The sequence below is a fragment of the Mesorhizobium marinum genome, assembly GCF_040813675.1.
Lineage (GTDB): Bacteria > Pseudomonadota > Alphaproteobacteria > Rhizobiales > Rhizobiaceae > Mesorhizobium_K > Mesorhizobium_K marinum.
Genome location: NZ_JBFOCI010000002.1, coordinates 389,322 through 401,552 on the forward strand (window position 1 = coordinate 389,322; position 12,231 = coordinate 401,552).

The following is a 12,231-nucleotide window of genomic DNA, read 5'->3' on the forward strand; positions in this document are numbered from 1 at the left end:
AAATCCGTGACGCGGAATGCGCCGCTTTGCGACCGCCGCGCCGGGTCCCGACGACGACCCGCATTTGTCTGTGACGAGCCCGCAGGTTCCTGACGGACTGCTGTCAGGAGGGGTGTGCGACAGTGCCTCCATCAAGCAAGGAGAACGATCATGCACCCGACCGCCCCCAAGTTTCTGCACACGGTTCGCAGCTACGCCGGACGACTGAAGGCAATGCACGACGAATTCCGCATGGCGCATTTCATGTATTCGCTGCCGGACGACATCCGCAAGGATATCGGATGGCCGGATTTCCACGGCGACCGCTGCACGCGCGGGCGCTGAGCGGGACAACCGATGGCACTCGCATCGCCCCGATTTCCCGCTCGCGCGAAGGTCGCTATGCTGAAGGCTCCTGACAATATGCTGTCAGGAGCCTTGTGGCAGTTTTCGCGCCCCGGCGCCTGCGAGGGCATTGCGGCGTCGCGGACAGAGCACTCGAGGGCAGGAACGAACCATGCGGAGAGCGGACCGGCTTTTCCAGATAGTCCAGCATTTCCGCGGCGGCCGGCTGGTCACCGCGCAGAAGCTCGGCGAATGGCTGGAGGTATCGGAGCGTACCATCTATCGCGACATCGCCGATCTCCAGGCGACCGGCGTGCCGATCGATGGAGAAGCCGGCGTCGGCTACATGATGAGGGAGGGCTTCGACCTTCCGCCGCTGATGTTCACGCGTGACGAGATCGTGGCGCTGGTCGCCGGCGCGCGCATGGTCCGCGCGTTCGGTGGAGCGACGATGGCGCGCGCCGCGGAAGAGGCCCTGGTGAAGATCGGCTCGGTCCTGCCGGATGCCGAGAAGGATCGCATTGCGCGGACGGAAATCCATGCGCCTATGTGGGTCGTGAGCGACGCCGATCGTGCGCATATCGACCGTATCGAGCGCGCCGTCGAGAAGCGTGAGATATTGACCCTCGACTACCGCGACGAGGCGGGACGGCCGTCGGCCCGCGACGTCCGCCCGCTTGGCCTCTGGTTCTGGGGCAAGGTGTGGACGCTGGTTGCCTGGTGCGAGATGCGCTCCGACTTCCGCGCCTTTCGCATCGACCGCATAGCCGCCGTCATCGCCACCGGGCGCCACTACAAGCCGGAGCGGGGCAAGCAGCTCGCGGACTTCTACCGGTCGATGGAGCGTGGCGACCGTCCCGGCGCCGCTCCCGGCCGCGCCAGCGGATACTAGCATCGTTGATGGCACCGGCCGCGTGGCCGGCGCGGATCGCGCGAATTGCAAACCGGCAAACAAAAAAAAGGGGCCCGCCGGGCCCCTTTTTCAGTTCGTCAGGAAGACGATCAATGATCCTGGTCGTCTTCGGTCTTTCCCTTGAGCGCGGAAAGCTTGGCGAAGACCGCGTCTGCGTCCAGTTCGTCGTCTTCGCTCTTCCTGGCAGGCTGCTCCGGCTGAAGGCGTTCGGTCAATGCGGCGGGCAGCAGCGTGTCGCCGGTCGGCAGCGCCTGGTCGCGGCCCTTCGATGCGCGGTTGACCTCGATGTCGAGATCGATCTGCGAGCACAGGCCGAGCGTGACAGGATCCATCGGCACGAGGTTCGAGGAGTTCCAGTGCTTGCGTTCACGGATCTGCTCGATGGTCGCCTTGGTGGTGCCGACCAGGCGGGAGATCTGCGCATCCTTCAGCTCGGGATGATTGCGCACGAGCCACAGGATGGCGTTCGGCCGATCCTGGCGCTTGGAAAGCGGCGTGTAGCGCGGCGCCTTGCGCTTCGATTCCGGCACGCGCACCTTCGGCTCGGAGAGATGCAGCCGGCGGTTCTGGTCCTTCTCGCCCGCGGCGATCTCGTCCCGGGTCAGCTGGCCGGTGATGATCGGGTCCATGCCCTTGATGCCCTGCGCCGATTCGCCGTCGGCGATCGCCTTCACTTCCAGCGGATGCAGCCCGCAGAACTGGGCGATCTGGTCGAAGGAAAGCGCCGTGTTGTCGACGAGCCAGACCGCCGTCGCCTTGGGCATCAGAAGTGTGTTGGCCATGTGATACAATCCTCTCGTTCGCCCGCGTCCCTGTCGCGGGCGGTGGCAAGACCACCAATTTGGGAAATCGCGGCGTATATAGCGGTCTTCGGCCGCAGGAGCAAGATTCTTTCGCCCCGCCGACTGCCCATGCCGCCCCCCGGCCTTCAGGTTCGCGTCTTCGCCGCCTCGCCGAGGATCCATTCGCGAAAGCCGGCGATGCGCGGGTCGGCGGCATTGTTGCGCGGATAGACAAGGTAGTAGGCGAACTCGGGAGCCATGCGCACGCCGAGGGCGAAAGGCTGCACAAGGCGTCCTTCCGACAGGTCGTGCGCGACCATCGCGAAGTCGGCGAGCGCGACCGCGCTGCCCTCTATCGCGGCCTGGATGCAGTCCGACGAGTTCGAGAAGACGACCGGGCGGCTTTCGTCGAAATCGGTCACCCCGGCGGCGGCCATCCACATGGACCAGTTTGGCCAGGTCACCCCCCGGCGCGACCATTCGATGTGCACGAGGCGGTGGTTGAAGAGGTCGCGCGGGACCTGCAAGGGCGGGCCGTTGCGCAGAAGTTCGGGACTGCAGACCGGAATGATGACATTGTCGAACAGCCGATCAGCTGCCAGTCCGGCATATTTTCCGCTGCCGAACCGGATGCCGACATCGACGTCGTCAGTTTCGAAGTCGCGCACCTCGTAGGAGATGTCGAAGCGAAGCTCGATGTCCGGCCGAAACGCGCGAAAGCCATCGATGCGCCGCATCAGCCACTTTGCCGCGAAATGCGTGTCGGCGGTGACCTTGAGCAGGGATTGACCGCGCGACAGCTTGCGCGCCCGCGACACCGCGCGGTTCAAGACGTCGATGGCCTCGCTCGAAGCCTCGAACAGCACCGAGCCCGCCTCGGTCAACCGCATGCTGCGGCTGGTGCGCGTGAAGAGCGCGATGCCGAGCTGGTCCTCGATTTCCTTGATCTGGTGGCTGACGGCCGCCGGCGTCAGCCCGAGTTCGTCGGCGGCGCGGGTAAAGTTCAGGTGCCTGGCCGCCGCTTCCAGCGTCCTCAGCGCACGCGTACCGGGCACGTATCGGGCCATGATCTTCAAAGAAAGTTATCTGAACCGATAAAAACTACTCGCTTCTCTTTTTTCTCACAAGGACCGACGCTGCATCCAGCAAACAATCATCAAACCGGATTTGCTTCCGGAGATCTGGACACCGCCATGGCCCTTGCCTGTGAACCCACCCCTCGCCCGATCGGGGCCCGTGCCATCCTCGACTGGCTGCGCGACGCGAGGACCGCCCTTGTCCACCCCACCGGCAGGGCCTCCGGCCTGTCGATCAGGGAACTGCGCGACATCGGATTGAAACCCCATTCGATGACGAGCACCGTCTACCGCGAACTCGGAAAGCCGGGACTGGTCGATTTCGGCTGGCGTCTCGGCCGCTAGGGAGCGGCCGCGATCAACGCTTCACCTCGAGCACCGTCCTGCTGGAAAGCCGGGGCAGCAGGCGCGCCATGACCCTGGCGGTCACCGCGACGCAACCCTGTGTCGGCGTGAAGCCGGGGCGCGCCAGGTGGAAGAAGATCGCGCTGCCGCGTCCGCGCTGGCGCGGAACGATATTCCAGTCGAGCACGATGCAGACGTCGTAGAGACGATCGGCGCGATGCATATCCTCGTGGCTGCCTCGATAGGGGAGCCGCACCGGGCGGTTGTAGTTTCGGTCGTCGGGACGGTCGCACCAGCCAAGGCCACCGTCGATCGGCGTCATTTTCAGTCGCGCGTGACGAGCCGCCGTCTGGTCCGCGCGAAAATAGCCCGACCGCAGGCGCATCGCTCCAAGCGGCGTCGCGCCGTCACCCTCGCGCTTGCGGGACGATATGCCGCCCCTGCCGAGCGCGCAGGGAAACACAACCCCGCCGGCGTCAAGCAGCCCGCGCGACGGGTTGCCGGGCTTCGCCCGCACAGTCAGCCGCGCGAGCCCGCGATTGCCGTCCCGCCGGTATTTTGCATTGCCGGACTTGCACTTATGTTTTTTCCTGTATGATCCCCACATGACAAATCACCTGCCCGACACCGTATTACGTTCCACATAAACGGGGCTTCGGGTCAACCGACCAACCGGCTTCCAGCCGCAACGGACTGCAGAATGACTTCACGGACCATACTGATCGTGGACCACGACAACGATCTGCGTGCGACGCTGGTCGAGCAGCTGTCGCTCTACGAGGAGTTCGCCGTTCTCGACGAGGCGACCGCCGCCAAGGGAATCGCCGCGGCGCGCGGTGGCTCCGTCGACCTGCTGATCATGGATGTCGGCCTGCCCGACATGGACGGGCGCGAGGCGGTCAAGCTGCTGCGCAAGGGCGGCTACAAGGCGCCGATCATCATGCTGACCGGGCACGATACGGATTCCGACACCATCCTGGGGCTTGAAGCCGGCGCAAACGACTACGTCACCAAGCCGTTCCGCTTCGCCGTGCTCCTGGCGCGCATCCGCGCGCAGCTGCGCCAGCACGAGCAGAGCGAGGACGCGACGTTCACGGTTGGCCCCTACACCTTCAAGCCGAGCCAGAAGCTGCTGGTCGACCAGCGCGGCAGCAAAGTACGGCTGACCGAGAAGGAGGCCTCGATCATCAAGTACCTCTACCGTGCCGACCAGAAGGTGGTCACCCGCGACGTCCTGCTCGAGGAAGTATGGGGCTACAACTCGGGTGTCACCACCCACACGCTCGAAACCCATGTTTACCGGTTGCGGCAGAAGATCGAGAGCGATCCTTCCAATGCCGAAATTCTTGTGACAGAAAGCGGCGGATACAAGCTGGTTCCCTAGCGTGATCGTTGCGGAGAGGTAGGGGAGCATCTGAGGAGGAGCGCCAGACTGAGTTTTCGGGGACATCATGGCGCTGGATGATCACATCCGCATCCTGTCCGGCGTGAAGCTGTTCGCGGGCTTCACGCGCGAACAGCTGCGCCTGCTCGCCTTCGGCGCGGAGGCGATGCGGCTGCAATCCGGCAAGAAGCTCTATCGCGAGGAAGACGATGCCGATTCGGCCTACATCGTCACTCGCGGCAGGATCGGCCTGTTTCGCGAACACGACGGCCAGCGCATGGAGGTCGGCACGGCCGACCCCGGCTCGGTTCTCGGCGAGATGGCGCTGATCGCCGACGCACGGCGGCTGACCAGCGCGGAGGCGACGACCGACGCCGAGGTCCTGCGCATCAACCGGTCGATGTTCCGGCGCATCCTGGAAGAATATCCCGAGACGGCCGAAGCGCTCCGCAACCAGATCATCGACGACCTGCAGGCGCTCATCCGGCGAATCGAGCAGGTCAGCGAGCGGCTGTAGCCTGGCGGCGGCCAGGCCAGGTGCGTCGCTCAGCCGAGGTCGAACCGCGCAATGACAGGAACGTGGTCCGACGGCCGCTCCCAGCCGCGCGCGTCGCGCAGGATGTCGACGTCCCTGAAGCCGGCAACAAGGCTCTGCGACGACCAGATGTGGTCGAGGCGACGGCCGCGGTCGGACGCGGCCCAATCGGCTGCGCGATAGCTCCACCAGGTGTAGATCTTCTGCTCGGGGGAAACATTGTGACGCATCAGGTCGACCCAGCCGCCCGCCTTGCGCATCGTCTCGAAACCTTCGGTCTCAACAGGCGTATGGCTGACAACCTTCAGCAACTGCTTGTGCGACCAGACATCGTGCTCGAGCGGGGCGATGTTGAGGTCGCCGACGAGGATCGCACCGTCGTCCTCGCCGTTTTCGGCCCGGATCGCATTCATCTCCGAAACGAAGTCGAGCTTGTGCCGGAACTTGGGATTGATCTCCGGGTCCGGCTCGTCACCGCCGGCCGGGACGTAGAAATTGTGCAGCAGGATCGAACGCCCGCCAGCCTCGAAGCGCACGGAGAGGTGCCGGCTATCGGCGATCTCGCAGAAGCGCCGCCGTTCCACCGCCTGGATCGGCAGGCGCGAGATGGTTGCCACGCCGTGGTAGCCCTTCTGGCCGTGGACCTCGACATGCCTGTAGCCGAGCGCATGAAAGCGCTCGACTGGAAAGAGTTCGTCCGGGCACTTCGTTTCCTGCAGGCAGATTATGTCCGGCGCCCGATCGAGGATCAGGCGCTCGACCAGCGGCAGGCGAAGCCGCACGGAGTTGATGTTCCAGGTCGCAATCGAAAGGGGCATGGCAGGTCCGGTCGGGGGAATCAGGGCCGGAAACTGACAGCGCGGGGCGCAAACGGCAAGGCCGCGCGGGGCGCGGCCTCTGCTGCTTTGTTCTGAAGCGCCTAGCGGTTGTTGTTGTTCGCGCCCGGCTTGTTGAGCTGGTAGTTGCGCTTGTAGTCGACCACGAACAGGCTCTGGTCGATCTTCACGCCCTGCTGGACGTTGAAGATCATGACCGTCGTGTCCTTGCCCTGCGCATCGGTGATCGTCCATTGCCGCAGTTCGTAGGATTTCGGGTCGAACATCATGGTGATGGTCGAACTTCCAAAGAACTGGCGGTCGGCGAGCTGGATGGTCGTCAGGTCGGACTCCTCCCTGACGCTTTTCACCCGCCGTCCGCTGAGGTCGATCTTGCTGTCGAGAAGCAGCTTCAGCGGCGTCTTGGACAGCGGATAGAGGTCCATCGTGTTCAGCTTGGTGTTGTCGATCACCACCGACTTGCCGTCCGAGATCACCCGGTAACCGGACGGCGGCTCGTAGTTGAAGCGCAGCTTTCCGGGGCGCTGGATGAAGAACTTGCCTCCGGTCTGCTCGCCGCGCGGGCCGAACTGGACGAACTCGCCCGCCATGCTGGAGACGCTGGAAAAGTGGTCGGCGATCTTCTGGGCCGTTCCCGAGGCCGCATCGGCCGTGGCAACGAACCCGGCGCCCGGTATGGCGGCAAGCGCCGCTGCGCCAGCGGCGCAGGTCGCGAAACGGAGCAGGCCTCGACGCGTCGCATCGAAGGGTAAACGGGATGTCATGCCGGTCGTCGCTTTCATCTTTGTCATGTCGATCCGATCTCTATTCGGCCAGTTGGGCCTAAGTTTGACGACATATGGGGCGCCCGCTACCCATGACAAAGGGCGAAAATGCCGCCGTCCTGCGGCTAGAGCTTGTCTTCCTCCGTCGGCACGAGGATCTCGCGCTTGCCTGCATGGTTGGCCGGTCCGACGACACCCTCCTTCTCCATCCTTTCGATGATCGAAGCGGCCCGGTTGTAGCCGATCCCGAGGCGGCGCTGAATGTAGCTCGTCGAAGCCTTGCCGTCGCGCAGCACGATGGCGACCGCGTGGTCGTAGGGATCGTCCGATTCCTCGAGCACGCCGGAAGCGGATCCACCCTTGCCGGAAGGCTGGTCGTCGTCGTCCTCGTCGTCGTCCTCGGTGATCGCGTCGAGATATTCCGGGATGCCCTGAAGCTTGAGGTGGGCGACGACCTTTTCGACCTCGTCGTCCGAGACGAACGGGCCGTGGACGCGCTGGATGCGACCGCCGCCGGCCATGTAGAGCATGTCGCCCATGCCGAGCAGCTGCTCGGCGCCCTGCTCGCCGAGGATGGTGCGGCTGTCGATCTTCGACGTCACCTGGAAGGAGATGCGGGTCGGGAAATTCGCCTTGATCGTGCCGGTGATGACGTCGACCGAGGGGCGCTGCGTCGCCATGATGACATGGATGCCTGCCGCGCGCGCCATCTGCGCCAGGCGCTGCACCGCACCCTCGATATCCTTGCCCGCAACCATCATCAGGTCGGCCATCTCGTCGATGATGACGACGATGTAGGGCATTGCGTCGAGTTCGAGGTCCTCGGTCTCGTAGATCGCCTCGCCGGTGTCGCGGTCGAACCCGGTCTGCACCGTGCGCGAGATTTTCTCGCCCTTCTTCTGCGCCTGCTGCACCCTTGCGTTGAAGCCGTCGATGTTGCGCACGCCGACCTTCGACATTTTCCGGTAGCGGTCCTCCATCTCGCGGACCGTCCATTTCAGCGCCACGACCGCCTTCTTGGGGTCCGTGACGACCGGGGTCAGCAGATGCGGAATGCCGTCATAGACCGAGAGTTCGAGCATCTTCGGGTCGATCATGATCAGGCGGCATTCCTGCGGCGTCATGCGGTAGAGCAGCGACAGGATCATCGTGTTGATCGCCACCGATTTGCCGGAGCCGGTGGTGCCGGCGACCAGAACGTGCGGCATCTTCGCGATGTCGACGATGACCGCCTCGCCGTTGATCGACTTGCCGAGCGCCAAGGCGAGCTTCGACTTGGTCGTCTCGAAGTCGCGGCTGGCGAGGATTTCGCGGAGATAGACGGTCTCGCGGCGCGCGTTGGGCAGTTCGATGCCGATGGCATTGCGCCCGGGCACGACGGCGACGCGGGCGGCGATCGCGCTCATCGAGCGCGCGATGTCGTCGGCAAGGCCGATGACCCGCGAAGACTTGATGCCCGGCGCCGGCTCCAGTTCGTACAGGGTGACGACCGGGCCTGGCCTGACATGGATGATCTCGCCCTTGACCCCGAAGTCCTCCAGCACGCCTTCCAGGAGGCGGGCGTTCTGCTCCAACGCATCCTTGGAGACGGAATTGTCGCGGACGACATTCTTGGGCTCGGCCAGGAAATGCAGCGTCGGCATTTCGAACTTCGAAGAACCGATCAGCGACGTCTGCGCCTCCCTTTGCACGCGAACGCCGGGGGCGGGACGCGGCGCCGGGGCTTCGACGCGGGTCGCGGCGTCCGAACGGAACTGCCGGGCCTGGGCCGGGACGCGCTGCGGTTCGGGCGGATCGAAACCGTCCTCCTCGTCATCGATGTCGAAGCCATCTTCGGGATCGAAGGCTTCCACGTCCGGCGCGCGATCCGACACCATGGCGGCGAAGAACTCCGGCTCGACGCGGGCGCGCCCGTTTGCGGTAACGCCCGCCTCGGCGCGCTCGGCCGATTCGACACGCTCGGCCGCCCGGCGCCAGCCGCCCGCCCTGTCCACGCCCTGGAACTCGTAGTCGTCGCTGCGGCGGAACCTGACCGCCACGCGGCGCAGGAAGGCCCGTGCCGACAACCACCAATGCGCCATCGCGCCGAGCGCCAGGACGCCGCTGTCGTCTTCGTCCACGTCGAAGTCGGCTTCGTCCTCGACCGCTTCGGGCACCGGCCTTGCCGGCCTGCGCGCAGCAAATCCGTGCTTGCGGGCGGAGAGCCCGGAGCCGAAGGCGAACAGATAGATCGCCGGCACGATGAACAGGATGGCGAGAAGCGAAGCCAGGACGCCTGAGGGATAGCCGCCGCCGGTGAACAGCGCCGGAACCTTCAGCACCATGTCGCCGAACACGCCGCCGAGCCCGGTCGGCAGCGGCCAGCTGTCGGGCGGCGTCGCGCAGCCGGCGATGGCGGCAAACAGCATCGCCGCGCCCAGCCATGCGGCCGCCCGCTTCGGCAGATTGTCGACGCCGCGCGCCGTCACGAAGAAGAAGCCCCAGATGACTCCAGGAACGAGCGCCGCCACCGACGAGAGCCCCAGGAACTGCATGGCGATGTCGGAGAAGACAGCACCGGGATAGCCCATGGCGTTGGAAACAGGAGCCGACGTCGCATGGCTGAACGAAGGATCGGCGACGTTCCATGTGCCGAGGCTGGCGAGCGCGAACGCGACGAACGCAAAAAGTCCGAGGCCGGCGACGCGGCCTGCCTGGCGGCGCAGGAAGGCATGAAGGCCGTGCCCCGTATCGTCCAGCGCTAGCGGTGCCGAAACCCCAGTAGGCATGTCGTTCCCCGTATCCCGTGCAGATGCCATGCGCCTGGGCGCATCGCGGGCGATCAGGGCAAGCCTATCGGCGGGAGGTTAAGGGCGCATTAACCATGGGCTGAGGCGGACGCACTCCTTCGCGGAGCTAGCGCGCCCGGAAAATCTCGCTGGCGACGCACTTCTTGACGGGGCAGTACTTCTTGTCGGTGGTCGGAACGCCCGCGCCCCTTGCCACTTCGCCGAAGTCGCAGAACTGCTGGTCGCGCACGTAGCGATCATAGATCGGCAGACCGAGAATGCCCGACGAACGATAGGCGAGAATCGCCGACCCTTCGGTCCTGATCAGCGCCTGCACGGACTCACAGGTAAGATTGGTGATGTCGTAGCGCGAGACGGCAAAGGCGTCCGATGCTGAAAGGGCAATCACGGCGGCAAGCGTCAATCTCTTCATCCCGCCATATTCCGCCGCCACTCGCCCGAGTGCAAGCCAGGGAAAAAAGGAGCCCGGTCGGAACCGGGCTCAAGAGCGGGAGAGACTCCCGACGGGATCTGTTCTGCCGGGCCGGAACCCGGCAGATCACTCAGGAGGAGTGGTAGGCAACCTCGCCATGCGACGTCAGGTCGAGACCTTCGCGCTCGGCTTCGACGGTCGGGCGCAGTCCGATCACCATATCCACCAGCTTGTAGAGGATCGCGGAGATGATGCCGCACCAGAGGATTGTGATGATGACCGCGACGAACTGGATCCAGACCTGGCCGGCGATGCTGAAATCTTCAGCTCCGGTTCCGCCGAGGGCCGGCGCAGTCAGGATGCCGGTCGCAAGCGCGCCGATGATGCCGCCCACGCCGTGGATGCCGAACACGTCCAGAGAGTCGTCGTAGCCCATCTTCGTCTTAACGGTCGACACGAAGTAGTAGCAAATGGGGCTGACGACGAGGCCGAGAACGATCGCTCCAACCGGGCCGATGGTGCCGCATGCCGGGGTGATCGCGACGAGTCCCGCGACCATGCCCGACGCTGCGCCAAGCATCGATGCCTTGCCGCGGATCATGGCTTCGACAGCCGACCAAGACAGCACCGCGGCGGCGGTCGCCACGAAGGTGTTCATCATGGCGAGCGTGGCGCCAGCCGTCGCCTCGAGGTTCGAGCCGGCGTTGAAGCCGAACCAGCCGACCCACAGCATCGCCGCGCCGACCATGGTCAGCGTCATCGAATGCGGCGCCATGTTGTCCTTGCCGTATCCGGTGCGCTTGCCGACGAACAGGCAGCCCACCAGCGCAGCCACGCCGGCGTTGATGTGAACGACGGTGCCGCCGGCGAAGTCGATCGCACCAAGGTTGAAAATGTAGCCGGCGCCGTCCCAGACCATGTGAGCGATCGGGAAGTAGACGAAGGTGACCCACAGCACCACGAAGGCGATCACCGCGCTGAACTTGATGCGCTCGGCGAATGCCCCGACGATGAGCGCGGGCGTGATCGCCGCAAACGTCATCTGGAAGGCGATGAAGACATATTCGGGAAGCACCACGCCGTCGGTGAAGGTCGCGGCCGTGGTCTCCGGCGAGACGCCGGCGAGGAACATCTTGCCGAGGCCGCCCCAGAACGGGCTGGTGCCGCCGCCGAACGCCATGGAATAGCCCCAGAGAACCCAGACGACCATGACGACCGAGGCGATGACGGTGCACTGCATCAGCACCGAGAGCATGTTCTTGGCGCGGACGAGACCGCCGTAGAACAGCGCGAGACCGGGAATGGTCATGAAGAGGACCAGGGCGCTGGAGGTCATCATCCAGGCCACATCGCCCTTGTCGATGACGGGCGTGGCCGCTTCGACGACTGCCTCAGCGGCCGGCGCCGCCTCCTGGGCGAACGCGGCAACGGTGCCGATCGAAGCAAGGGCCAGGGCTGCGCAGATCGCTGTGCGCGCCGCGGTAGTGATACGTGACGGAATGTTCATTGAAATCTCCATGAAACTAGGAATCCAGCCCGCTTAGAGCGCGTCGGCGTCGGTTTCGCCGGTGCGGATGCGCACGGCGTGATCGAGCGGGAAGACGAAGACCTTGCCGTCTCCGATCTGTCCGGTCTTGGCGGAGCCCACGATCGCCTCGACGGCCTTGTCGACGGTGTCGGTCGCCACAGCGACCTCGATCTTGATCTTCGGCAGGAAACTGACGGCGTATTCCGCGCCACGATAGATTTCGGTATGCCCCTTCTGACGCCCGTAGCCTTTGACTTCGGTGACGGTCAGGCCCTGTATGCCGACCGCGGTGAGCGCTTCGCGCACCTCGTCCAGCTTGAACGGCTTGATGATTGCCATCACGATTTTCATAAGGTTTCACCCTTCGCTGATTGCGGGTCCCCGCGTTACACGTGACTTTCCGGAAACCTCGCGGAACCCGGGTAAGTGCGAAACGCAAATCAAGCTCCGTGCCAGTTGCCGGAGCCGACCGTTAACCTGTTGTAAGTGAAGGGCTATCGCCGCCGCTTTCGGTCAGGCGGATGTCGAGGCAGGATTTGCCTT

14 protein-coding genes are annotated in these 12,231 nt (G+C 64.8%); 5 read left to right on the plus strand and 9 right to left on the minus strand.

Translation table 11 applies throughout. The features are described from left to right. The first annotated feature begins 150 nt into the window (after positions 1 to 150). Entirely contained in the window at positions 151 to 324 is a 174-nt protein-coding gene (locus ABUE31_RS07385; protein WP_367722884.1) for a hypothetical protein, read from the plus strand. Between the two features lie 172 nt (positions 325 to 496). Then, positions 497 to 1,216 carry a helix-turn-helix transcriptional regulator gene (locus ABUE31_RS07390; RefSeq protein WP_367722885.1) on the plus strand — a complete coding sequence of 240 codons (720 nt, stop codon included), beginning with the start codon at positions 497 to 499 and terminating at the stop codon, positions 1,214 to 1,216. Between the two features lie 110 nt (positions 1,217 to 1,326). Here the strand turns inward: ABUE31_RS07390 and ABUE31_RS07395 are convergent, their stop codons facing one another. Next, positions 1,327 to 2,019: a DUF1013 domain-containing protein gene (locus ABUE31_RS07395; protein ID WP_367722886.1), complete on the minus strand. Its 693-nt coding sequence runs from the start codon at positions 2,017 to 2,019 to the stop codon at positions 1,327 to 1,329. Between the two features lie 146 nt (positions 2,020 to 2,165). Next, a complete protein-coding gene (gene gcvA, locus ABUE31_RS07400; protein ID WP_367722887.1) occupies positions 2,166 to 3,086 on the minus strand; it encodes a transcriptional regulator GcvA in 921 nt (306 codons plus the stop codon). A 126-nt stretch (positions 3,087 to 3,212) separates the two neighbouring features. Here gcvA and ABUE31_RS07405 point away from each other — a divergent pair, with 126 nt between their 5' ends. Further along, the gene (locus ABUE31_RS07405; protein ID WP_367722888.1) at positions 3,213 to 3,440 is read left to right on the plus strand and encodes a hypothetical protein; all 228 of its coding nucleotides are present in this window, start codon (positions 3,213 to 3,215) and stop codon (positions 3,438 to 3,440) included. Between the two features lie 13 nt (positions 3,441 to 3,453). Here ABUE31_RS07405 and ABUE31_RS07410 read toward each other — a convergent pair whose 3' ends face one another. Further along, entirely contained in the window at positions 3,454 to 4,047 is a 594-nt protein-coding gene (locus ABUE31_RS07410; protein WP_367722889.1) for a L,D-transpeptidase family protein, read from the minus strand. A 93-nt stretch (positions 4,048 to 4,140) separates the two neighbouring features. Between ABUE31_RS07410 and ABUE31_RS07415 the strand changes: the two genes are divergently transcribed. Together ABUE31_RS07415 and ABUE31_RS07420 are read left to right on the plus strand one after the other, a co-directional pair. Then, positions 4,141 to 4,824, plus strand: coding sequence for a response regulator transcription factor (locus tag ABUE31_RS07415; protein ID WP_367722890.1), 684 nt, complete (start codon positions 4,141 to 4,143; stop codon positions 4,822 to 4,824). 67 nt (positions 4,825 to 4,891) lie between these two features. Further along, a complete protein-coding gene (locus ABUE31_RS07420) occupies positions 4,892 to 5,341 on the plus strand; it encodes a cyclic nucleotide-binding domain-containing protein (protein WP_367722891.1) in 450 nt (149 codons plus the stop codon). 29 nt (positions 5,342 to 5,370) lie between these two features. Here ABUE31_RS07420 and ABUE31_RS07425 read toward each other — a convergent pair whose 3' ends face one another. From ABUE31_RS07425 to ABUE31_RS07450, 6 genes are all read right to left on the minus strand, one after another. Next, complete coding sequence (locus ABUE31_RS07425; RefSeq protein ID WP_367722892.1) at positions 5,371 to 6,177, minus strand: exodeoxyribonuclease III; 807 nt, start codon at positions 6,175 to 6,177, stop codon at positions 5,371 to 5,373. Between the two features lie 101 nt (positions 6,178 to 6,278). Then, positions 6,279 to 6,986: an outer-membrane lipoprotein carrier protein LolA gene (locus tag ABUE31_RS07430; RefSeq protein ID WP_437344088.1), complete on the minus strand. Its 708-nt coding sequence runs from the start codon at positions 6,984 to 6,986 to the stop codon at positions 6,279 to 6,281. A gap of 98 nt (positions 6,987 to 7,084) precedes the next feature. Beyond that, positions 7,085 to 9,727 carry a DNA translocase FtsK gene (locus ABUE31_RS07435; protein ID WP_367722893.1) on the minus strand — a complete coding sequence of 881 codons (2,643 nt, stop codon included), beginning with the start codon at positions 9,725 to 9,727 and terminating at the stop codon, positions 7,085 to 7,087. A 127-nt stretch (positions 9,728 to 9,854) separates the two neighbouring features. Next, positions 9,855 to 10,160 carry a hypothetical protein gene (locus tag ABUE31_RS07440; protein ID WP_367722894.1) on the minus strand — a complete coding sequence of 102 codons (306 nt, stop codon included), beginning with the start codon at positions 10,158 to 10,160 and terminating at the stop codon, positions 9,855 to 9,857. A gap of 130 nt (positions 10,161 to 10,290) precedes the next feature. Further along, positions 10,291 to 11,667 (minus strand): ammonium transporter, encoded by a 1,377-nt coding sequence (locus tag ABUE31_RS07445; RefSeq protein WP_367722895.1) that lies wholly within the window; start codon positions 11,665 to 11,667, stop codon positions 10,291 to 10,293. Positions 11,668 to 11,700: 33 nt separating this feature from the next. Further along, on the minus strand, positions 11,701 to 12,039 hold the full coding sequence (locus ABUE31_RS07450; RefSeq protein ID WP_367722896.1) for a P-II family nitrogen regulator: 339 nt from the start codon (positions 12,037 to 12,039) through the stop codon (positions 11,701 to 11,703). Positions 12,040 to 12,231: the final 192 nt, after the last annotated feature.

Bases quoted from the DNA above. Each gene is read 5' to 3' on its own strand.
- ABUE31_RS07385 (WP_367722884.1), top strand. From the start codon at position 151: ATGCACCCGACCGCCCCCAAGTTTCTGCACACGGTTCGCAGCTACGCC.
- ABUE31_RS07390 (WP_367722885.1), top strand. From the start codon at position 497: ATGCGGAGAGCGGACCGGCTTTTCCAGATAGTCCAGCATTTCCGCGGC.
- ABUE31_RS07395 (WP_367722886.1), bottom strand. From the start codon at position 2,019: ATGGCCAACACACTTCTGATGCCCAAGGCGACGGCGGTCTGGCTCGTC.
- gcvA (WP_367722887.1), bottom strand. From the start codon at position 3,086: ATGGCCCGATACGTGCCCGGTACGCGTGCGCTGAGGACGCTGGAAGCG.
- ABUE31_RS07405 (WP_367722888.1), top strand. From the start codon at position 3,213: ATGGCCCTTGCCTGTGAACCCACCCCTCGCCCGATCGGGGCCCGTGCC.
- ABUE31_RS07410 (WP_367722889.1), bottom strand. From the start codon at position 4,047: ATGTGGGGATCATACAGGAAAAAACATAAGTGCAAGTCCGGCAATGCA.
- ABUE31_RS07415 (WP_367722890.1), top strand. From the start codon at position 4,141: ATGACTTCACGGACCATACTGATCGTGGACCACGACAACGATCTGCGT.
- ABUE31_RS07420 (WP_367722891.1), top strand. From the start codon at position 4,892: ATGGCGCTGGATGATCACATCCGCATCCTGTCCGGCGTGAAGCTGTTC.
- ABUE31_RS07425 (WP_367722892.1), bottom strand. From the start codon at position 6,177: ATGCCCCTTTCGATTGCGACCTGGAACATCAACTCCGTGCGGCTTCGC.
- ABUE31_RS07430 (WP_437344088.1), bottom strand. From the start codon at position 6,986: ATGACAAAGATGAAAGCGACGACCGGCATGACATCCCGTTTACCCTTC.
- ABUE31_RS07435 (WP_367722893.1), bottom strand. From the start codon at position 9,727: ATGCCTACTGGGGTTTCGGCACCGCTAGCGCTGGACGATACGGGGCAC.
- ABUE31_RS07440 (WP_367722894.1), bottom strand. From the start codon at position 10,160: ATGAAGAGATTGACGCTTGCCGCCGTGATTGCCCTTTCAGCATCGGAC.
- ABUE31_RS07445 (WP_367722895.1), bottom strand. From the start codon at position 11,667: ATGAACATTCCGTCACGTATCACTACCGCGGCGCGCACAGCGATCTGC.
- ABUE31_RS07450 (WP_367722896.1), bottom strand. From the start codon at position 12,039: ATGAAAATCGTGATGGCAATCATCAAGCCGTTCAAGCTGGACGAGGTG.